General features: G+C 73.2%; 21 protein-coding genes, 1 tRNA gene and 1 pseudogene. 5 read left to right on the forward strand and 18 right to left on the reverse strand.

The window, feature by feature from the left end:
- Positions 1–407 (reverse strand): annotated as a pseudogene (locus FXF51_RS37775) (L-seryl-tRNA(Sec) selenium transferase); the annotation flags it as partial.
- Between the two features lie 17 nt (positions 408–424).
- Positions 425–518, reverse strand: a tRNA-Sec gene (locus FXF51_RS37780).
- A gap of 46 nt (positions 519–564) precedes the next feature.
- On the opposite strand from FXF51_RS37780, the gene selD reads away from it, so the two are divergent.
- Together selD and FXF51_RS37790 are read left to right on the forward strand one after the other, a co-directional pair.
- Positions 565–1,554, forward strand: coding sequence for a selenide, water dikinase SelD (gene selD / locus FXF51_RS37785; RefSeq protein ID WP_148439524.1), 990 nt, complete (start codon positions 565–567; stop codon positions 1,552–1,554).
- Positions 1,555–1,582: 28 nt separating this feature from the next.
- A complete protein-coding gene (locus FXF51_RS37790) occupies positions 1,583–2,155 on the forward strand; it encodes a hypothetical protein (protein WP_262380091.1) in 573 nt (190 codons plus the stop codon).
- A 70-nt stretch (positions 2,156–2,225) separates the two neighbouring features.
- On the opposite strand, the gene FXF51_RS37795 is transcribed toward FXF51_RS37790, so the two are convergent.
- The 5 genes from FXF51_RS37795 to FXF51_RS37815 form a co-directional block, all read right to left on the reverse strand.
- The gene (locus tag FXF51_RS37795; RefSeq protein ID WP_262380092.1) at positions 2,226–3,278 is read right to left on the reverse strand and encodes a LacI family DNA-binding transcriptional regulator; all 1,053 of its coding nucleotides are present in this window, start codon (positions 3,276–3,278) and stop codon (positions 2,226–2,228) included.
- A gap of 114 nt (positions 3,279–3,392) precedes the next feature.
- Entirely contained in the window at positions 3,393–4,190 is a 798-nt protein-coding gene (locus FXF51_RS37800) for an alpha/beta hydrolase (RefSeq protein WP_222871629.1), read from the reverse strand.
- Between the two features lie 48 nt (positions 4,191–4,238).
- Positions 4,239–5,444 carry a metal-dependent hydrolase family protein gene (locus tag FXF51_RS37805; RefSeq protein ID WP_148439526.1) on the reverse strand — a complete coding sequence of 402 codons (1,206 nt, stop codon included), beginning with the start codon at positions 5,442–5,444 and terminating at the stop codon, positions 4,239–4,241.
- A complete protein-coding gene (locus FXF51_RS37810; RefSeq protein ID WP_148439527.1) occupies positions 5,441–5,863 on the reverse strand; it encodes a GAF domain-containing protein in 423 nt (140 codons plus the stop codon). Before FXF51_RS37810 ends, FXF51_RS37805 begins: the two co-directional genes overlap by 4 nt.
- Entirely contained in the window at positions 5,860–7,233 is a 1,374-nt protein-coding gene (locus FXF51_RS37815) for an MFS transporter (RefSeq protein ID WP_148439529.1), read from the reverse strand. Before FXF51_RS37815 ends, FXF51_RS37810 begins: the two co-directional genes overlap by 4 nt.
- Before the next feature lie 149 nt (positions 7,234–7,382).
- Between FXF51_RS37815 and FXF51_RS37820 the strand changes: the two genes are divergently transcribed.
- Positions 7,383–8,246: a MurR/RpiR family transcriptional regulator gene (locus tag FXF51_RS37820; protein ID WP_262380093.1), complete on the forward strand. Its 864-nt coding sequence runs from the start codon at positions 7,383–7,385 to the stop codon at positions 8,244–8,246.
- Here the strand turns inward: FXF51_RS37820 and FXF51_RS37825 are convergent.
- The gene (locus FXF51_RS37825) at positions 8,243–8,962 is read right to left on the reverse strand and encodes a thioesterase II family protein (protein WP_148439531.1); all 720 of its coding nucleotides are present in this window, start codon (positions 8,960–8,962) and stop codon (positions 8,243–8,245) included. The two genes, FXF51_RS37820 and FXF51_RS37825, sit on opposite strands and share 4 nt — an antisense overlap.
- Before the next feature lie 222 nt (positions 8,963–9,184).
- Between FXF51_RS37825 and FXF51_RS37830 the strand changes: the two genes are divergently transcribed.
- A complete protein-coding gene (locus FXF51_RS37830) occupies positions 9,185–9,760 on the forward strand; it encodes a hypothetical protein (RefSeq protein WP_148439532.1) in 576 nt (191 codons plus the stop codon).
- A 14-nt stretch (positions 9,761–9,774) separates the two neighbouring features.
- Here the strand turns inward: FXF51_RS37830 and FXF51_RS37835 are convergent, their stop codons facing one another.
- From FXF51_RS37835 to FXF51_RS37845, 3 genes are read right to left on the reverse strand one after another with little or no spacing between them, the layout of a single operon-like run.
- Positions 9,775–10,437, reverse strand: coding sequence for a GntR family transcriptional regulator (locus FXF51_RS37835; protein WP_148439533.1), 663 nt, complete (start codon positions 10,435–10,437; stop codon positions 9,775–9,777).
- Positions 10,434–11,558, reverse strand: a complete 1,125-nt coding sequence (locus tag FXF51_RS37840) for a CaiB/BaiF CoA transferase family protein (RefSeq protein ID WP_148439534.1) — start codon at positions 11,556–11,558, stop codon at positions 10,434–10,436. Before FXF51_RS37840 ends, FXF51_RS37835 begins: the two co-directional genes overlap by 4 nt.
- On the reverse strand, positions 11,555–12,988 hold the full coding sequence (locus FXF51_RS37845) for an aldehyde dehydrogenase family protein (RefSeq protein ID WP_222871630.1): 1,434 nt from the start codon (positions 12,986–12,988) through the stop codon (positions 11,555–11,557). The genes FXF51_RS37840 and FXF51_RS37845 overlap by 4 nt, the downstream gene beginning before the upstream one ends.
- Before the next feature lie 66 nt (positions 12,989–13,054).
- On the opposite strand from FXF51_RS37845, the gene FXF51_RS37850 reads away from it, so the two are divergent.
- Positions 13,055–14,218, forward strand: coding sequence for an acyl-CoA dehydrogenase family protein (locus FXF51_RS37850; protein WP_148439537.1), 1,164 nt, complete (start codon positions 13,055–13,057; stop codon positions 14,216–14,218).
- Between the two features lie 3 nt (positions 14,219–14,221).
- Here FXF51_RS37850 and FXF51_RS37855 read toward each other — a convergent pair whose 3' ends face one another.
- From FXF51_RS37855 to FXF51_RS37885, 7 genes are read right to left on the reverse strand one after another with little or no spacing between them, the layout of a single operon-like run.
- A complete protein-coding gene (locus FXF51_RS37855) occupies positions 14,222–15,286 on the reverse strand; it encodes a C45 family autoproteolytic acyltransferase/hydolase (RefSeq protein WP_148439539.1) in 1,065 nt (354 codons plus the stop codon).
- A complete protein-coding gene (locus FXF51_RS37860) occupies positions 15,283–15,867 on the reverse strand; it encodes an FMN-binding negative transcriptional regulator (protein ID WP_148439541.1) in 585 nt (194 codons plus the stop codon). Before FXF51_RS37860 ends, FXF51_RS37855 begins: the two co-directional genes overlap by 4 nt.
- 4 nt (positions 15,868–15,871) lie before the next feature.
- On the reverse strand, positions 15,872–16,852 hold the full coding sequence (locus tag FXF51_RS37865) for a P1 family peptidase (protein WP_148439542.1): 981 nt from the start codon (positions 16,850–16,852) through the stop codon (positions 15,872–15,874).
- Positions 16,849–17,586, reverse strand: a complete 738-nt coding sequence (locus tag FXF51_RS37870) for an ABC transporter ATP-binding protein (RefSeq protein WP_262380094.1) — start codon at positions 17,584–17,586, stop codon at positions 16,849–16,851. Before FXF51_RS37870 ends, FXF51_RS37865 begins: the two co-directional genes overlap by 4 nt.
- Positions 17,583–18,539 carry an ABC transporter ATP-binding protein gene (locus FXF51_RS37875; protein ID WP_148439544.1) on the reverse strand — a complete coding sequence of 319 codons (957 nt, stop codon included), beginning with the start codon at positions 18,537–18,539 and terminating at the stop codon, positions 17,583–17,585. Before FXF51_RS37875 ends, FXF51_RS37870 begins: the two co-directional genes overlap by 4 nt.
- Positions 18,536–19,354, reverse strand: a complete 819-nt coding sequence (locus tag FXF51_RS37880; protein WP_148439546.1) for an ABC transporter permease — start codon at positions 19,352–19,354, stop codon at positions 18,536–18,538. The genes FXF51_RS37875 and FXF51_RS37880 overlap by 4 nt, the downstream gene beginning before the upstream one ends.
- Complete coding sequence (locus FXF51_RS37885) at positions 19,351–20,319, reverse strand: ABC transporter permease (RefSeq protein ID WP_148439547.1); 969 nt, start codon at positions 20,317–20,319, stop codon at positions 19,351–19,353. The genes FXF51_RS37880 and FXF51_RS37885 overlap by 4 nt, the downstream gene beginning before the upstream one ends.
- Position 20,320 lies beyond the last annotated feature (1 nt).

A 20,320-nucleotide genomic window follows, 5' to 3' on the forward strand; every position in this document is an offset into this window, starting at 1 on the left:
ACGTGGACGTCCTCGGCCTCCGGCACCGCCTCCGCCAGCGCCGCCATGGCCGCCCGCCCGCGCCTGGCGCGTTCGCCCGTCATCAGGTCGAACTCCACGTCCGTGCATCCGGCGGCGGCCCCCACCGCCTCGATCGCCGCGACGGAGAGCGGCGCCCGGCCGAGGTTGGTGTGCACGAGCACGCCGGTGGCGTTGATCACCCGTCTGGGCCCTGAGGCGGCCAGCGCGGACACGGTGGCGGCCACCACCTCCTCGGGCGCGATCCGTCCGTCCCTGGCCCGCTGCTGCGCCGCCGCGACCGCCGCCTTGACGGCGGCCCGCCCCGCTCCCCTGGCGGCCTCCGTCACCCTCGGGTCCGACAGCACCAGGTCGGTACGGGGAATGCGGCGCCGTGGATCACCCGTCACGGCGGACCTCCTGGCAGTGCGGAGGCGCACGGGGATCGAACCCGCCGGCGACGCCGCGCGCCGCCCACCGATTTTGAAGACCGGGGTGCCCACCAGAACACACGCGCCTCCAAGGCCAATAATTCACGATACGACGGTCGTGAAGGAGACTCGGGGTATGACGGGTCTCAGGCTCACGCAGTACGCCCGTGGCGGCGGTTGCAGCTGCAAGATCCCGCCCGGCGAGTTGGAGGCGGTCCTGGCCGGGCTACCCGGATCCGCGAACAGCGGCGGGCGGGTGCTGGTCGGGCTTGAGCACGGTGACGACGCGGCCGTCGTCCGCCTCGACGGTGACCGCGCGCTCGTCTCCACCGTCGACTTCTTCGCCCCCGTCGTGGACGACCCGTACGACTTCGGCAGGATCGCCGCCGCGAACGCCCTGTCCGACGTCTACGCGGTCGGCGGCGAGCCGCTGGTGGCGCTGAACCTGCTCGGCTGGCCCCGCGACCTGCTCCCCATGGACGCGGCCCGCGAGGTGCTGCGCGGCGGCCTCGACGTGGCGGGGCAGGCGGGCTGCGCGGTGGCGGGCGGGCACAGCATCGACGACGCCGAACCCAAGTACGGCATGGCCGTGACGGGCCTGGCCGACCCGGCGAGCCTGCTGCGCCTGGACGCCGGCCGTCCCGGGCTGCCGCTGAGCCTGAGCAAACCGCTCGGCGTCGGCGTGCTGAACTCCCGGCACAAGGCGACGGGCGCCGTCTTCCCCGAGGCGATCGCCTCCATGACGGCCCTCAACCGCGACGCCTCCCGCGCCGCCCGCACCGCCGGGGCCCGCTGCGCGACGGACGTGACCGGGTTCGGCCTGCTGGGGCACCTGTTCAAACTGGCCAGGGCGAGCGGAGTCACGGCGGTGGTGGAGGCCGGCGCGGTGCCGTACCTGGAGGGCGCGCGGGAGGCGGTGCGGGACGGGTACGTCAGCGGCGGCACCCGCCGCAACCTGGCCTGGGTGGCGCCGCACCTCGACGCCGGCGGCACGCCGGAGGAGGAGTTGCTGCTGCTGGCGGACGCGCAGACGTCGGGCGGGCTGCTGATGGCCGGGGAGGTGCCGGGCGCGCCGGTGGTCGGGGAGCTGACGGCCGCCCGCGATGCGGTCTTGATCGTCCGGTAGGGCCCGGTGTTACGTTGAAGGCACAGGCGTGCCCGACACCTGCGCGAAGGACGTGGTCACCGTGCTCTACCTCTTCGGCTTCGATCGGATCGGCGTGGCCGTGAGCGACATCTACTTCGTCGACCCCAACCCGATCAAGGGCCAGGAGGGCGCGGAACGCGGGGTCCGGCTGGAGCTGCGCCGGCTGGAGAGCGGAGAGCTCAAGGGCTCGATCTACTCCTCCCGCCCCATCGGCGTCGACCGGCCGATCTGGCGCGTCGACCTGCTGGAATCCGTCTCCGGCACGCCCGGCAGCTTCGACCGCACCCACCACCATCCCACGCTCAAGGGGTGGGAGCCGGGGCGGCGGGTGTTCGACGAGCGGCTGTCGGCGGAGCCGCTGAAGTGGCTCGGGGAGCGGCTGGCCGATCTGGAGGGGGTGCTGGACGAGTGCGGGGTCGAACGCGACGAGGTCGGCCCCGACGACGTGACCGGTCTGCGCGATCGCGCTCCGGAGATCGTCGAGACGGTGGCGCGGCTGCTCGAATCCGTCCGTGCCGCCGCCCCGGACGCGCCGGACGGCGCCGAGCCGGCCACGAGCGTGCGGGCGAGCTGGTTGTAGCCGGGCCGCACGCACGTCCCAGGGCGGATGCGCGGCTCAAGCGGTCGTGTGCCGCCGGCAGGGGCGCGTCTCAGGCGAGTTCGTCTCCGGACGAACGGGACGGCGGCGGTGCGGTGCTGTTGCGGCGGATGAGGGCGGGCACGACGCACTCGCGCGCCGCCGGCTCCCCCGCCTCCGCGCCGTCCACCAGCCCGAGCAGCGCGGCCACGGCCCGCCGCCCGACCTCCTCGTGATCGGGCCGTACGGTGGTCAGCGGCGGGATGAGGTACCCCGCCTCGGGAATGTCGTCGAAGCCGATGACGCTCACGTCCTCCGGCACCCGGATCCCCCGCTCGTGGAAGGCCCGCAGCAGCCCGAGCGCCATGTGGTCGTTGGCGGCGAAGACGGCGGTGACGCCCGGTCGTTCGGCCAGTTCCAGGCCCGCCTGATAGCCGGACTCGGCGCCCCAGTCGCCCGCGATCACGGGCGGGGCGGCGCGTCCCGCGGCCTCCAGGGTGGCGCGCCAGCCGTCGACGCGGGCCTGCGCGTCGAGCCGGTCGCGGGGCCCCGACACGTGCCAGACCGTCTCGTGGCCGAGGTAGAGCAGGTGCTCGACGGCCATCCTGGCGCCCGCCGCCTGGTCGATGTGCACGCCGGTGACGAGTTCGTCGGCCGCTTCGACGGCCACCGCGGGCATGCCTTCCGGGAGGCTGAGCAGGGCCGTCGCCGAGGCGGTGCGGGAGGGGAAGACGATGACCACGCCGGCCACGGACTGCCCGGCGATCGTGGCCATGGCGTCGGTGATGCTGGAGCGGTCGGTGCTCTCCGGGGTGACGATGGTGACGCCGTAGCCCTCGTCGCGGGCGGCCCTGCCGATGCCGAGGAGGGTCGAGGCGGGGCCGAACAGCACCGTGTCGAAGCTGACCACGCCGATCATGTGGGAGCGCCGGCGCACCAGGCCCCTGGCCATGAGATTGGGGCGGTAGTTGAGCTGCCTGATGGCGTCCAGGACACGTTCCCTGGTGCCGGGGTGGACGTGCGGGTGGTCGTTGAGCACCCGGGAGACGGTCTGGTTGGACACCCCGGCGAGCTGCGCCACGTCGCCGATCACCGCGGGACGTGGCCTCCGCCCGGCCTCTGCCACCTGGCTTCCTCCCCTTGTTAACGTTGCCAACGGCGTGGTGGAGCCGGATTTCGCAGGAAGGCAGGGCAGCGCGGGATCGGCTCCGTTGTCCACAATGTTAACGTTCGCGGAGCGTCACTCCGTCGCGCGGATGCGGTCGGCGAGTTCGACGACCGCGTCGATCAGCTCGCGGCCGTTCAGCAGGGCGAGGTCGTTGTGCCCCGCTCCCGCCACCTCCACGGTCGTGGCGCGGGCGGCGCCGGCGACGGCGCGGCTCAGGTTCGGGGGGACGATCGTGTCGCCGGTGCCGTAGACGACCACGACGGGAGCCCGGACGGAGGCGATGCCGTCCGCGACGGGGAAGCGGTCGCGCAGGAGCGCGCGTACCGGCAGGAACGGGTAGTTGACCTGGCCCGCGGCGGCCAGGTCGGTGAAGGGTGAACGCAGCACGAGGCCGTCGGGCGGGTGCCGCAGGGCGAGTCGGGTGGCCACCGCCGCGCCCAGGCTCTCGCCGAAGTAGATCACCCGTGGGCTGCGGATGGCGTCGCGGGCGGCGAGGGCGTCGAGGTGGAGGCCCTCCTCGGTGGGGGTGCCGGGGTTGCCGCCGTAGCCGCGGTAGTCCAGGAGCAGTACCGGTAGCCCGTGGGCGGCCAGCGCTCTGGCCAGCGGTGCGCGGTGCAGCCGGTTGCCCGCGTTGCCGCCCGTGACGAGCACCGTGACGTCCTGTGTGCCTGGGACGTACCAGGCGGTGAGGTGGAGACCGTCGCGGGTGGTGAGCGTGATGTCGCGTGCGCCCGGGATGACGGCGGCGGCCGGAGGCACGGGGGTGCTGTCGGGCAGGTAGATGAGCCGCCGCTGGAACACCCACAGCAGCCCGAGCAGCAGGAGCAGCACCGCGGCGACGACCAGGGCGGTGCGCGCGAGCGTCGTCACGACGACAACGTTACGCACACCGCCCGGAGGTGGCTAAGGGGCCGCCGGTCACACGAGCGCGCCCGCCTGGACGACGTGCCGCACGTGCGCGGGGTCGGCCAGCACGCCGATGTCCTCCAGCGGATCCCCGTCGAGCACCACCAGGTCGGCGTGCGCCCCCACGGCCAGCGTGCCGATCTCGCCACCGAGCCCGACCAGCTCCGCCGCCCCCGTGGTGGCCGCGCGCAGCACGTCGATCGGCCGCTGCACCTCGCCCCTGAGCCGGAACTCCTGGTTCTGGTGCCGGTGCATGCCGCCGAGCAGGTCGGTCCCGTACGCGATCCGCACGCCGCCCCGGGAGGCCCGTTCGAGGGCGGCGAGCCCGGCGTCGAGCACCTCGTCCACCTTGCGCCAGCTCTGCTCGGGCAGGCCGAACTCGCGGCCCTCCTCCTTGAGCGCCCAGTACGTCACGAGCGTCGGCACCAGGTAGGCGTCGTGCTTGCGGAACAGCTCCACGCTGGTGTCGTCGATGAGGTTGCCGTGCTCGATGGAGCGCACGCCCGCCTCCAGCGCCCGGTTGACGGCGCGGGCGGTGTAGGCGTGGGCGGCGACGTACCGGCTGGCGGCCTCGGCCTCCTCGACGGCGGCGCGCAGCTCGTCCATGGAGTACTGGGTGGAGTCGATGCGGTCGGTCGGCGAGGCGACGCCGCCGGAGGCCATCATCTTGATGTGGTGGGCGCCCTTGCGCAGTTCGTCGCGGGCGGCGGCGCGGACGGCGTCCACGCCGTCGGCGACGCGGCCGACGCCGGCGCAGCAGGGGTGGTCGTCCTTGAGGTGCTCGCCCCGGCCGCGGAAGTCGGCGTGGCCGCCGGTCTGGCTCAGCCCCTTGCCGCAGAACAGCAGGCGCGGCCCGCGTACGAGGCCTTCTGCCTGCGCGTCGGCGAGCCCGAAGTCGGCGCCGGACGCGTCGCGGACCGTGGTGAAGCCGCGGCTGAGCATGTCGCCCATGATGCGGGCGCTGTGGGCGGCCACGTAGGCGGGCGACATGGAGCCGAGGCTGCCGAGGTTCGCGGTGGAGGCGGTGACGTGGACGTGCGCGTCGATCAGGCCGGGCACGACGCGGGCGCCGGCGAGGTCGATCACCCGGGTGTCGTCGGGGGCGGTGAGGCCGGGGCCGGTCTCCGCGATGCGGCCGTCGGCGCACCGCAGGTCGGCCTCGGTGTAGTCGCCGGTCCGCACGTCGAGGAGCAGGGCGTTCTTGAGCAGCAGGCTCATGCGGCGGCACCCTTCAGGCAGGCGCCGGCGTCCTTGGCGATGGCCTGGGCGGCGGCCACGGAGGCGTCGTCGTAGGTGCCTTCCGCGTCGAGGATGTTGAGCACGCCGAGCACCTCGCCGTCGTCGCCGAGCACGGGCACGTTGATGATGGAGGAGCAGCCCAGGCTCTCGATCAGCTCGTGGTCGGCGAAGATCTCGCGTACGGCGGCCCTGTCCTTGCCGAAGTACGGCTGCCGCCCCTCGATGCAGGTGGCGAGCCAGCCCTGGGCGACCTCGACGGTCTTCTCACCGCCCACCGGGTACTGCTCGGGGTGGCTGCTGTGCACGCGGCGCAGCGCCCGCCGTTCCGGCACCCAGGCCAGCACGGTGAACAGCCGCACGCCCACCTCCCTGCGGACCCTCTCCTCCAGCTCGATCATCGGGTTGCCTCCTCAGTCGTCTCCGTCAGCTCTTCCAGTGATCGTCCCGCAGTGGCCAGACCGAATACGATCACGCACACCACCCCCGCCACCAGCACCGCCGTGGTCAGCCCGAACACGCCGGCGAAGCCGAGGCTCGCGGCCGACAGGCCGATGATCGTGGGCGCGAGGATGCTGCCGACCCGGCCGAACGCGCTCGACAGCCCGGTGCCGGTGGCGCGGATCCAGGTCGGGAAGACCTCGGGGGTGTAGGAGTAGACGCCGGCGTAGGTGCCGTTCAGGAAGAACGACAGCACCGCCCCCGCGACCGTGATCGTGACAGGTGAGTCCATCTGCGACAGCCAGAAGGCGCTGACCGCCGACCCGGCGAGGTAGAGCGCGATCGTGTTCTTGCGGTCCATCCGCTCCGACAGCCAGGCCGCGGAGAAGTATCCCGGGATCTGCGCCAGGTAGATGATGATCGAGAACTCGAAGCTCTTGGTGACCGTGATGCCGCGCTGCACGAGCAGCGTGGGGATCCAGGAGAAGAACCCGTAGTACGAGAACGTGATCACGAACCAGATCAGCCAGATGACCGCGGTGCGCTTGGCCATGGCCGGGCTCCACAGGAATCGCAGAGCACTGATCAGGTTCACCTTGGGGGCACTGGTCGTGGGGGCGACGGCGGTCTCGGGCACCGGTGGCAGCGGCTGCCCCGTGGCCTTCTCCACCCGCCGTTCCAGGTCGGCGACCACCTGTTCCGCCTCGTCCGCGCGGCCCTGCTGGAGCAGGAAGCGGGGCGACTCCGGCAGCGAGCGGCGCCACCACAGCAGCATCAGGATCGGCAGCGCGGTGATCACCTGCGCGATCCGCCAGCCGTCGTCGAACGTCGGCACGACGAACCGCCCGATCAGCGCGGCCATCACGAACCCGAACGAGAAGAACCCGGCCAGCGCACCGATGAACCAGCCGCGCCGCTTGGCGGGCACGAACTCCGACAGGAACGGCGCGATGATCGCGCTCTCCGCTCCCGCCCCGGCCCCGGCGAGCACGCGGGCCACGAGGAACACCTCGTAGTTCGGCGCGAACGCGGCGATCACCGAGAAGACGGCGTAGAAGGCGAGCGCATACATCATCACCTTCTTGCGGCCGATGCGGTCGCCGAGCAGTCCCGCGATGGTCGCGCCGAACAGGAACCCGAACGGCGTCGCGGACCCGATGAAGCCGAGCTGGCCGTTGGACAGGCCCCATTCCTCCTGCGCGCTGGGCAGCAGGAAGGCGACGACGGCCGAGTCCATGCCGTCGAAGGTGTAGCCGAGACCCCCGATCAGGAGCAGCAGGTAGTGCGGACGGCTCAGCGGGAGCCGGTCCAGACGGGCCAACAAGGTCATCGAACAACACCTTTCACCAGGTCATGGCCCTGCAAGTCGATTGCGCAGCAACATATAGTGCAGATTGGTAAAATTGCAACGGTCTTTGCAAGTTAGGTTTGTTGCGAGCGCGTAGCATGCTGATCCCGAAGACCTCGGAAAGGGATGACGTGACGGACAGCTTCCAGGACTGGTTGCGCGAGCGGCTCCCGGCGCGCGGACTGCGCGGCAAGTCCGCCGCCGTCCTGGAGGTCCTGCTCTCGCAGCCGCGCAGGGCCGCGTTCGGGTCGGCCGGGGAGCTGGCCCAGCTCGCGGGCGTCAACGTCGCCACCGTCACCCGCACGGCGCAGGCGCTCGGCTTCGCCGGCTGGCCCGCCCTGCAACAGGAGTTGCGCGCCCGCTACCTGTCCTCGCTCAGCGCCGGCCAGGTCGCGGCCGAGCACCGGGGCAGCGGCTCGCCCAGCTCACGCTCGCTGCGCCGCGACCTCGACAGCCTGGCCCTGCTCAACCGGCGCCTGGACGAGAGCGTGCTGCTCACGATCGCCCAGGCCATCGCGGCGGCCCGCCGCACGGCGATCGTCGCCGACGGGAGCTACGCCGCCGTCGGGATCGCGCTGGCCCACAACGCCCGGCTGGCCGGCTACCCGGTGCAGGCCGTGACGGGCGGCGACGCGGAGCTGGCGAACGTGATGGCCGCGATCGGCGAGGGCGACGTGCTGATCGCGATCAGCTTCTGGCGGCTGTACGAGAGCACGGTGCTGGCCGCCAACGAGGCCCGATCGCGCGGCGTCCGCGTCTTCGCCGTGACGGACGCGGCCAGCCCGGCGCTGGCCGCGGCGGCGGAGGAGGTCGTGCTGGTGCCCGCCGAGGGCGAGGCGTTCTTCCCCTCGCTGACGGCCGGCATCGCCGTGGCCCAGGCGCTGGTCACGCAGCTCGCCGCGGTGGACCCGGCGCGTACGGGCGCCTCGATCGAGGCGGCGGAGGCGATGTGGGCCAAGTTCGGCCTCCTGCACCGCCGCCCCGCCGCCCCTTAGCGGCCGCCGGGGCTCACGGCCTCGACGATCAGGTCGATCACCTCGGTACGGCGCGGCACCAGGTAGAAGTGGTCGCCGGGCAGGACGTGCAGCTTGAAGCCGCCACGGGTCAGCTCGGCCCAGCCGCCCGCGTTCGTGGCGTCCACCTCGGGATCGTCGTCGCCGATGATGGCCGTGATCGGGCAGTCGAGCGGCTCGGCGGGGCGGCTGCGGTAGGTCTCGGCCATGCGGTAGTCGGCGCGCATGATCGGCAGGATGTACGAGCGCACCTCCGGCTGGTCGAGCAGCTCGGGCTCGGTGCCGCCGAGCCGCCGCAGCTCGGCGATCAGCTCCTGCTCGGTGCCCTGGTGGACGGTGCCGGGGCGGGGCACGTGCGCGGCCCGGCGGCCGGAGACGACCAGGTGGGCGGGGCGGACGCGGAGCGCCGTCTCGTACGCGACCACCGAGCCCAGGCTGTGCCCGAACAGCACGGCCGGGCGGTCGAGCAGCGGGCCCATGGCCTCGGCGACCTGGTCGGCCAGCAGGTGCGCGTCGTCCACGGGTGTCTCGCGCAGGCGGTCGGCACGGCCCGGGTACTGCACGGCGCGCACCTCCACGCTCGGCGGGAACGCCCGGTGCCAGTCTCTGAAGGCCGCGGCGGCGCCACCCGCGTGCGGGAAGCAGAACAGCCGCAGGGCGGCCTGCGGGCGGGGGTCGAGCGTGTGGAACCAGGTCATCCGAGCTCCTCGGGGGCGGCGGCTCAAGGTCACCTCCCATCGAACCAGCCCGGCCGCGAGGAGCGCCACGGAGGCCCGGCCGTAAGCCCGCCGACGGGTCACCCCGGGAGGGGCTATGCGCACCCGCTGACGGACGTCACCATCGGGAGCAAGCGCCAAGCGGCGGCCGGGGCCCCAGCGTCCCCGGCCCCGCGCCGGCTGACGGCGAGCCAGGAGGGTCCGATGAGGCTTGTGGACCGTGCCGAGTACCTGGGCTACACGCCTGCCACCGAGAGCCGCCGGCTCATCACGAACGGCCTGCCCAAGGAGCTGCCGGAGACGCTCGGCGGCCGGCACCGCTTCACCCCCCTCTCCCTGTACGTCGGCGACCACCTGGCGGCCACGGCCTTCGCCCGGCTCGACGGGGTGGGGCAGTTCTGGCTGGACGTGTGGCTGCTGTCCCCCAAGCGCGGCCGGTGGGAGCTGCGCACGGGCAGCACCGTCGCGGCCGACCCGGCGGACGAGAACGTGCTGCGCCCGCGCCCCGGGTCCGCCGCGCTCAGCGGGCACGCCCACGCCGGGCAGAGCGCCCGCTACAACGCCAGCCCGGTGCCGTGGCTGCGCCGGCCCCACCGGTGGGTCCGCTACGGGATCGTGCGGCTGTCGGCCGAGGTGGGGGTGGTGCGGCTCGGGGAGCACGACGTCATGGTGCCGGAGCACGGGTTGCAGGCGCTGGCGTGGCGGGCGGGGCGCGCGGACGTGGCGGTGGATCTGCTCGGGCACCGGGGTGAGCGCCTCTCGGCCCTCCCCCTGCGCTGACCCGGCTGCGGCGCTCAGGCGTCCAGGAGTGGCTCCAGCTCGGCGACCGCGTGATCACGATGGACGTTGAGCGTGGTCACGGCCTCGTCGGCGGAGCGGCGCCGCAGCGCGTCGAGCGCGGCCCGATGCTCCTTGACCACCCGCTCCCGATTGCCCGCGTCGCCGTAGTACATCGACCGGTAGGCGTCTGTGGTGTCCCACAACGTCCTGATCAGCCGGGCCAGCCGGGGCATCCCCGCGCAGTCGAACAGCGTCATGTGGAACGTGCGGTTGGCCGACGCCATGGCGGCCACGTCACCCGCCGCGGCGGCCCGCTCGACCTCCTCCTGCGCCGCCTCGATGCGGCCGAGGTCGTCGTCGGTGAGCCGGGCCACCGCCGCGCGCACGGCCTCCTCCTCCAGCAGCTCGCGGATGCGGTAGACCTCGCGCAGGTCGTCGAGCGAGAGCACGGCGACGCAGTAGCCCTTGTGCGGCTTGTACGTGACCAGCCCCTCGCCTTCGAGGGTCTTCAGCGCCTCCCGCAGCGGCACCCGGCTGACCTGCAGCTCCTCGGCCAGCGCGTCCTGCCTGATCGGGGCGCCGGGGCGCAGGCGGCCGGTGGTGATGGCGCGGCGCAGCTCGCCCAGCACGAACTGCTGGGCGGTGGGCGGCCTGCGTCGTGCCTCGTCCGGACTCACCGGTCCAATATCTCACGGAGCCACGCGTCGTCCTGCCCGAGCGCGGGCGGCGGGCGGTGGTAGGAGGGCGGGGTGGCGCTGAGCCGGACGGGGTGGGCGACCTGGCCGACGCCGTCGAGCTCGACGGCGGGTTCCAGGCCGAGGTCGGCGGCCAGGGTGAAGGCGGCGGCCAGGTCGTTGATCGGGCCGCACGGCACCCCGGTGGCGGTGAGCCGTTCGAACCACTCGTCGGCGGTGCGGGCGGCCAGGGCGGCGTTCAAGTCCGCGACCAGCGTCTCGCGGGCGGCGACCCGTCCGGCGTTGGTGGCGTAACGCGGATCTCCCGCGAGGTCGGGGCGGTCCAGGGCGGCGCACAGGGCCTGGTACTGGCGGTCGTTCCCGGCCGCGATCACGATCGGCCGGTCGGCGGCCTGGAACACCTCGTAGGGGACGATGCTCGGGTGCCGGTTGCCCATGGCGCGGGGGACGACGCCGGCGGCGGCGTAGGCGGAGGCGTGGTTGGTGAGCGCCGACAGCAGCGACGACAGGAGGGAGACCTCCACATGCTGACCGCCCCCGGACGTGTCCCGGTGACGCAGGGCCGCCATGATGCCCAGGGCGGCGTGCAGCCCGGTGATCACGTCCACCAGCGCCACGCCCGCCTTGGTCCCCGGCCCTTCGGGCTCGCCGGTGACGCTCATCAGCCCGCCGACGGCCTGCGCGATCAGGTCGTACCCGGGCAGCCCGGCTCCGGCCCCCGCCCCGAAACCGGTGATCGAGCAGTACACCAGCCCCGGGTTGAGCTCCCGCAGCGCCTCGTATCCGAGCCCGAGCCGCTCCATCGTCCCCGGCTTGAAGTTCTCGACGAGCACGTCGGCGCGCGCCGCCAGGGCGCGGGCCGCCTCGGCGTCGGCCCGCAGGTCGAGGGCGACGGAGCGTTTGTTGCGGTTCACGCCGAGGAAGTACGTGGCATCCCCGGAGGAAGCGTACGGCGGGCCCCAGGCGCGGGTGTCGTCGCCGGTCTCCGGCCGTTCGACCTTGACCACCTCGGCCCCCAGGTCGGCCAGCAGCATGGTGCAGTAGGGCCCGGCGAGCACCCGACTGAAGTCGGCGACGAGCAGCCCGGAGAGCGCGCCGCTCACGCCGGCGACCCCAGGTAGACGGTGACGGTGCGGGTGTAGAACTCCCTGGCGGCCCGGCCCTGCTCCTTGGGCCCGAACCCGCTCTGCTTGGCGCCGCCGAACGGCACGTACGGGAACGTCCCCGCCGACTCGGAGTTGACGTGCAGCACGCCCACCTCCAGCCGGTCCACCGCCGACAGCGCCACCCCGAGGTCGCGGGTGAAGACGGCGGCCGACAGGCCGTGCTCGCTGAGGTTGGCCAGCCCGAGCGCCTCCTCCGTGCTGGACGCCCGCACGGCCCCGACCACCGGCCCGAACAGCTCGGTGCGCCAGAAGTCCACCCCGGTGCCCGGCAGGTCGAGCAGGGTGGCTGGCACGAACCAGCCTTCGCGCTCCAGCGGCGCGGCACCGGCCAGCGGCTTGGCGCCCTCGTCCACGGCCTGCCGCACCCCGGCCGCCACCCGGTCGCGCGCGGCCGAGCTGACCAGCGGGCCCATCTCCACCTCGGGTGACAGCGGGTCGCCGACGACGAGCCTGGAGGCCCGTTCCGCCACCCGTTCCAGCAGCTCGTCGGCCACCTGGGAGGCCACGATGAGCCGCGAGGTGGCCGTGCACTTCTGCCCGGTGGACCGGAACGCGCCGAGGCAGACCTGCTCGGCGGCGTGGTCGAGGTCGGCGTCGGCGAGCACGACGGAGGCGTTCTTGCCGCCCATCTCGGTCTGCACCGGCTTGCCCAGCTCGCCGCAGCGGGCGATGACGGCCCGGCCGACGGCGGTGGACCCGGTGAACGACACGGCGTCCACACCGGGATGGTCGACGATGGCGGAGCCTGCCTCGCCCTCGCCGTACACGAGGTTGAGCACCCCGTCGGGCAGCCCGGCCTCGGTGAGCGCCCAGGCGAGGCGATAGGCCAGCAGCGGCACCAGCGAGGACGGCTTCCACACCACGGTGTTGCCGTACGTCAGCGCGGGGCCGAGCTTCCAGGCGGGGATGGCGATCGGGAAGTTGAACGGCGTGATGAGCCCGGCGACGCCGATGGGCCTGCGGACGACGAGCACGCTCTCGCCGGGGCGCGGGGAGGCGAAGACCTCGCCGCTCTCCCTGTCGGCCTCGCTCGCGTAGTACCGCAGGATGCGGGCGGCGCCCCTGACCTCGGCGACGGCCTCGGCGAGCGTCTTGCCCTCCTCGCGGGCCAGCTCGGCGCCCCAGTCGTCGGCGCTCGCGTCCACAAGGTCGGCGGCCCCCGTCAGCACGGCGGCGCGGGCGTGGTGCGGGGTGGCGGCCCAGCCGGGCGCGGCGTCGCGCGCCGCGGCGATCGCCCGCTGCACCTCGCGCGCGGAGGCGAACCGGCCGCGCGCCACGACCTCGGCGGGCCGCGCGGGGTTGGTGTCGGCGAACTCCTCGCCTTCGCCCTCGGCCCAGCGACCACCGATGAGATTCAGAACGTCCATGGTCAACGCACCCTAACTGTGCCATATTGGATTTTCAATATTGGATCCAAAATACGGAGATCGCCGATGATCGCACCCACCGCCCTGTTCGCCCTGGACACGCTGCTGACCGAGGAGGAACGCGAGATCAGGAGCACGGTCAGGCGCGTGTGCGACCGGGAGATCCGGCCGCACGTCGCCGGCTGGTTCGAGGCGGGCGAGCTGCCCGCGCGCGAGCTGGCCCGCACGCTCGGCTCGGTCGGCGTGCTCGGCATGCACCTCGACGGGTACGGCTGCGCCGGCATGGGCGCGGTCTCCTACGGCCTGGCCTGCCTGGAGCTGGAGGCCGCCGACTCCGGCCTGCGCAGCCTGGTCTCCGTGCAGGGCTCCCTGGCCATGTACGCGATCTGGAAGTACGGCAACGAGGAGCAGAAGCAGGAGTGGCTGCCCGCGATGGCGGCCGGCGAGCGCATCGGCTGCTTCGGCCTGACCGAGCCCGACTTCGGCTCCGACCCGGGCGGCATGCGCACCACGGCCAAGCGCGAGGGCGGCGACTGGGTGCTGAACGGCACCAAGCTGTGGATCACCAACGGCTCGGTGTCGGACGTGGCGGTCGTCTGGGCGCGCACGGACGAGGGCGTCAGGGGCTTCCTGGTGCCGACCGGCACGCCTGGCTTCACCGTCAACGACGTCAAGCACAAGATCTCCCTGCGCGCGAGCGTGACCAGCGAGCTGGTGCTCGACGGCGTGCGCCTGCCGGCCGACGCCATGCTGCCGGGCGCCAGGGGCCTGTCCGGGCCGCTGGGCTGCCTGAACGAGGCCAGGTTCGGCATCGTGTTCGGCGCGATGGGGGCGGCGCTCGACTGCCTGGAGACCACCATCGCGTACGCGGCCGACCGCGAGGTGTTCGCCAAGCCGCTGTCGTCGTACCAGCTCACCCAGGAAAAGCTCGCGGACATGGCGCTGGAGCTGGGCAAGGGCCTGCTGCTGGCCGTGCACCTGGGCCGGTTGAAGGAGGCCGGCACGCTCACCCCCGAGCAGGTGAGCGTCGGCAAGCTGAACAACGTGCGCGAGGCCCTGGAGATCGCCAGGAAGTGCCGCACGCTGCTCGGCGCGAGCGGCATCACCCTGGAGTACCCGGTGATCAGGCACTCCGTGAACCTGGAGTCGGTGCTGACCTACGAGGGAACCTCCGAGATCCACTCGCTGGTCATCGGCAAGGCGCTGACCGGCATCGCCGCCTTCAAGTGACACTCAGCAGGTCTGCCAGGTCGCCTCGGTGACCTGGCAGGGCCCGCCCTGATGCACCCGCAGCCGCCCGGCCGGCAGGTCGAGGCCGATCGTCGCCACGGTCTCCCAGCGCTGGTTGATCGGCTGGGAGAGGTCGGGGTGGGCGCAGACGGGCGCGCCGTCGGGCTCGTGGCTGAGCATGGCCAGCGCCCGGCCGTTCACGTCGGCGACGCTCAGGCCCTCGACGTGCTCCTCCAGGTGCCGCATCCGGCGGTAGGTACCCGGCCGCTCGGTGGCGTGCCGCTCCCCCGCCGCCAGCTCGGGGTCCAGGAAGTGGTTGCAGTGCAGCAGGACGCCGTCGGGGCCGGGCGGGATGGCGGCCACCCCGGCCGGGGAGATCTCGATCGAGGCGGCCTGGTGCTCGGTGACGACGGTGATGACGGTCGAGGCCGACACCCTGGCGGAGCGGGCGATCTCGGTCGCCTCCTCCACGGAGTTCGCCTCGTCGAGGATGCGGCGGGCGATCAGGTGCACGGGCACGCCCAGGTCGGCGGTGTCGGAGTCGTGGCGCAGGATGTTGAAGTGCACGCCGAGGCCCGCCGAGGTGACGCCGATCTTGGCCAGCGTCCCCGCCTCCGTGAACGTGCGCACGACCCGCCCCGAGGCCTGCTCGTACTCCCACAGCACCGGCGCGTCGCGCAGGTGGTCGTGCCAGTCCCAGGTCTGCACCGTGCGCGGCGGGCCGTCCTTCGGCAGCACCACGGAGGTCGAGCACTCGCCGTGCCCGACCATGTCGATGCCGGCCAGGATCTCGGTGCGGGCGTTGACCACGGCCACCTGCCACGGCTCCAGCCCGGCGCCCGCCGCGATGCCGGCGATCTCGTCGGCCAGCGGCGGCGCCCAGGCGGCGCTGGCGTCCAGCGCCCGCTCCCCCCACGCGCGCACCTGCGCCTCACCGGCTCCGGCGACCCTGAACAGGTCGGTGTAGCCGGCGAGGTTCGCGGTGACCTGCTCGCGCAGGTGGGTGCCCAGCTCTTTGCCACGGGCGCGGGGGTCGGTCTGGCTGGAGGTGAACGTGGGAAATGTCATGACCTGTCCATCAACTCGGCGAGCCTCGGGTTCTCGGCGGCGGCGGAGGCGCGGACACGGGCGTACCGCTCGGCGTCGATGTCCTGGCTCAGCTTGAACACGCTCTGCCGCGTACGAACATGTACGCGAAAGGCCACTACCCCGGGCAGCAGCTCGCGGAACCTCTCCCGGGACGCGGGCGACGGCTCCCAGGACGGCGAGCGCAGCGACTCGGCCGCCGCCACCGTGGCCTCCACCACCTCCAGCGCGTCGTCGATCAGCTCCACCCGCCCTGTCACGTGCACGGCCGCGTAGTCCCAGGTCGGCACGGCCGGATCGGTGCCGTACACGGTGGGCGAGACGTAACCGTGCGGCCCGGAGAAGACGACGAGCACCTCGGGCGAGGACTCGAAAGAGCGCCACTGCGGGTTGGCGCGCGCCATGTGCCCGATCAGCGTGCCCTCGTCGCCCAGCAGGACGGGCACGTGCGTGGCCGTGGGCACGCCGTCCACCGTGCTGACGACCAGGGCGAACGGGTTCTCCCTGATGAGCCGGGTCTCGTCGTCGGGATTCCTGGCCCCGTAACGAGGGGACGTCCACATGCCGCTACTCCGCCGCGCTCAGGATGGCGTCCCACGCGACCTCGGAGGCCAGCGTGCCCAGACCCGTGGGCTTGACGCCCTCCAGCTCGACCTCGTCGGTCGTCATGGCGAACATGGTGTCGCCGTCGGTCAGCGTGTGGAACGGCTGGATGCCCCGGTGCATCGAGCTGTGCACCTGGCGGCCCACCTGCAGCAGCTCGACGTCCGACAGCTTCACGTTGGTGACCATCACGGTCAGCGTCGTGTTGCCCATGACGGCCGGCGCCTCGGTCAGCTCGGCGTAGTCGGCGCTGGGGTGGCGGCGCTCGCCCAGCTCGGCGTGGTAGTTGCCGCGCACCACCCGGCCCTGCCGGTCGATCACCGCACCCACGGAGTTGACCACGGTCGCGACCAGCACCTTGATCTCGCCGAACGTGCCGAACGCGGCGCCCTGCCCGGCGAACTCGGCCCGGCCGAAGTCCACCTTGCCGGCGCTCGCCGTGCGCCCCGCGCCGCACCGGCCCACCGGGAACTCGCCCTCCTTCGCCCACCGCACCGCGGCCCTGCCCAGCTCGGCGTCCGGGTAGACGGCCGTGTCGCGGCAGGAGAAGTCGTAGATCACCGCCCCGGACACCAGTTGCAGCTCGTCCCACTTGGTGAGGTTGTCGCGCTGCGACAGCAGCTCGTCGCTGACGCCCGCCGCCGCGGCCAGCCCGTACACCGAGCCGCCCGCCAGGCAGATGGCGTGGTTGTAGTCGTAGCCGCCGCTCATGCCGACCGCGCCGCCGCGCGCGTCCACGGCCGTGCGGGCGCCCTTGGGCAGGTGGATCACCGTGCAGCCGGTGGGGCCCTCGCCGTACTCGGCGGTGCCCACGCGCACGCCGGGCAGGTCGAACGCGACCGAGCCGCGCCCGGGGCTGGGCTGCGGGGTCAGCGGCAGGTCCGCGTTGCGCGGGACGCCTGGCGCGAACGCCGACGGCGTCGCGAGCCGGTGCTCGGTGGTCACAGGGCCTCCAGAAGTTGCTTCGAGTATTCGTGGGACGGGTCGGTGTAGAAGGTGCGGGTGTCGGCCGTCTCGACGACCTCGCCCTGGCGCATGACGGCGATCCGGTCGGCCACGTAGCGGACCGCGCCGAGGTCGTGCGAGATGAACAGGGCGCTGAAGCCGTACTCCGCCTGCAAATCCTTGATCAGGTTGAGGATCTGCACCTGGACGGAGACGTCCAGCGCGCTGACGGCCTCGTCGAAGACGATGAAGCCGGGCCTGGTGACCAGGGCGCGGGCGATCGAGACGCGCTGGCGCTGGCCGCCGGACAGCTCGTGCGGGTAGCGGTCGGCGAAGTCGGCGCCCAGGCCGACGTGCTCCAGCATCTCGGTGACGGCGTTCTTCTCCGTGCGGCCGAGCACGTCCAGCGGCTCCGCGACGCTCTGGCCGACGCGCATGCGCGGGTTCAGCGACCAGTGCGGGTGCTGGAGCACGGCCTGCATGCGGCCGGCCAGCTCGCGCCGCCGCTTCGGGAACGGGCGGCCGTCGAACCTGACCGTGCCGGACGTGGGGCGCTGCAGGCCGAGCGCGACCCGGCTGGTGGTCGTCTTGCCGGAGCCGGACTCGCCGACCAGGCCGAGCGTCTCCCCCTCGGCGACCTGGAGCGAGACGCGGCGCATGGCGTCGAGGTGGATGCGGCGGAACGGCGGGCCCGCCGCGAAGGTGACGGTGACGTCGTCGAGTTCGAGGATCACGCGCTCACCTCCACGTGCTTCGTGAGCCCGTCCTGGAGGTCTGCCGCTCTGTGGCAGAGCACGTCCTGCTCGCGGATCCTGACCGGCGCCGGGCGCTCGTGCTCGCACCGCTCCTCCGCGAACGCGCAGCGCGGCGCGAAGGCGCAGCCCGGTGACGCGCCGGTGAGCACGGGCGGGCGGCCCGGCACGGGCTCCAGGCGCGCGCCGTGGGCCGCGGCGGCGGGCGCGGACCCGGCCAGCGCCGCCGTGTAGGGGTGGGCGGGGTTGCCGAGCACCTCGCGGGCGGGCCCGCTCTCCACGACGCGCCCGCCGTACATGACGGCCACGCGATCGCAGCGGCGCGCCACGGCGGGCAGGTCGTGGCTGAGCCACAGGATGCTCGTGCCCGCCTCGGCGGCCAGCGAGAAGATCACGTTCGACACCTCCTCGCGCACCTGGCTGTCCAGCGCGGCCGTCGGCTCGTCGGCGACGAGCAGCTCGGGCGAGGTGGCCATGGCCATCGCGATCGCCACCCGCTGCGCCATGCCGCCGGAGAGCTGGTGCGGGTAGGCGCGCAGCACGCGCGGGTCGTCGAGCCTGACCCGGCCCAGGTGGAAGCGCACGTCGCCGCCACGCCCGAGCACCAGCCTGAGCTGGTCGCCGACGCGCATGGTCGGGTCGAGCGAGCCGATCGGGTCCTGGAAGACGAACCCGAGATGCTTCTTGCGCAGGTGCCGCAGCCTGGCGTCCGGCAGGTCGAACACCGGCTCGCCGGCCACCGTCACCTCGCCCTCGGTGCGCCGCGCGGCGCGCGGCAGCAGGCGGCCGACGGCGGAGCCGAGCGTGGACTTGCCCGACCCGCTCTCGCCGACCAGCCCGACCGTCTCGCCCTGCGCCACCTCCAGGTCGGCGCCGTCGAGCGCGCGGGTGCGGGCGTAGTCGATCACCAGGTTCCGTACGGAGAGCAGGCTCATGTCAGTGACCTCGTCTCTCGGGGTTCGAGCCGGTCGCGCAGCCCGTCGCCGACCACGTTGATCGCCAGGATGGCGGCCACGAGCACCACGCCGGGGCCGAGGATCAGCCAGGGCGCGGCGATCATGTACGTGCCGCCCTGCTGGATGAGCACCCCGAGCGAGGCCTGCGGCGGCTGCACCCCGAAGCCGAGGAAGCTCAGCCCGCCCTCGACCGCGATGCCGACCGACAGCGCGTACGTGCCCTGCACGGCGATCGTGCCGGCCACGTTCGGCAGCACGTGCCGGACGAGCACGCGCGGCAGCCGGGCGCCGCTGATCACGGCGGAGGTGACGTAGTCGCGCTGCGAGACGGCCACGGCGGCGCCCCGCACCAGCCGGGTCATCAGCGGGATCGTCACCAGCACGATGCTGGCCAGCGCCGCCGTCTGCCCGGGGCCGAGCACGGCCGCGACCAGGATGGCCAGCACGATGGCAGGGAAGGAGTAGAGCACTTCCACCAGGCGCATCACCAGCTCGTTCAGGTAACCGCCACGGTATCCGGCGATGATGCCGAACGCCGCGCTCAACACCGCCGTGACCAGCACGGCGATCGAGGAGAGCAGCAGCGTGGTGCCGACGCCCTCCATCACGCGGGGCAGCACCGAGCGGCCCAGGTTGTCGGTGCCCAGCCACCAGCCGGGCCCCGGCGGTTGCAGGCGCGGGCCGACGATCGCGTCCGGGTCTCCCCCGGCGCCGATCAGCGACCCCAGCGCGAACAGCACCAGCACGGCCAGCACGGCGAGCCCGCCGACGGACAGCCTGTCCAGCCTCCTCATGAGCGCCTCCCCGCCATGACGCCCAGCCGGGGGTCGATCACCCCGACGAGCAGGTCGATCAGCACGTTCATGACGATGAACACGCCCGCCGCGAGCAGCACCCCCGCCTGCACGACCGCGTAGTCGCGGCGGCCGACGGCCTGCACGATGTAGGAGCCGACGCCCGGCAGGTTGAACACGTGCTCCACGATGAGCGCGCCGCCCAGCAGGTACGCGGTGGTCGTGCCGATGAGCGTGACCACGGGGGTGGCGGCGTTGCGCAGGATGTGGTGCCTGACGATGAACCACGGCGACTCGCCCCGCCCGACGGCGGCCGTCACGTACGGCTCGACCAGCACGCCCATGACCGCGTCGCGGGTCGTCCTGGCGGTCACCGAGATGGAGAAGACGGACAGGACGGCCGCGGGCAGGATCATCGTGGCCAGGTTCGCGGCCGGGTCCTGGGTGAGCGGCGTCCAGGAGCCGACCTCCAGGCCCAGGGCGTACCGGGAGAAGACGAACACCACCAGGCTGCCCAGCACGAACTCAGGCACGCTCACGCCCAGGCCGCTGAGCAGCCGTCCCGCCGCCCCGCCGCCGTCCGGGCGGGCGCGGACGGCGGTGAGCACGCCCAGCGGCACGCCGAGCAGCACGCTCGCGGCCACCGCCAGCACGGTCAGCTCGGCCGTCACCGGCAGGCGGGCCAGCAGCTCCGCGCCGACCGGCTGGCGGCTGATCATGGAGACGCCGAAGTCGCCGCCGGCGACGGCGCCCAGCCAGTGCCCGTACTGCATGAAGACCGGCTGGTCGAGCCCGTAGCGGGCGGCCAGCTCCGCCTTCTGCTCGGCGGTGGCGAACGGCCCGAGCACGGTCTCCGCGAAGCCGCCGGGCATCAGGCGCACGGCGGCGAAGATCAGCACGGAGACGCCCAGGAGCGTGGCGGCCGAGCTGAGCGCCCGGCCGGACCACCACATCAGCAACCGCATG

It is taken from the genome of Nonomuraea sp. PA05, from assembly GCF_008086045.1.
GTDB classification, from domain to species: Bacteria; Actinomycetota; Actinomycetes; order Streptosporangiales; family Streptosporangiaceae; genus Nonomuraea; species Nonomuraea monospora.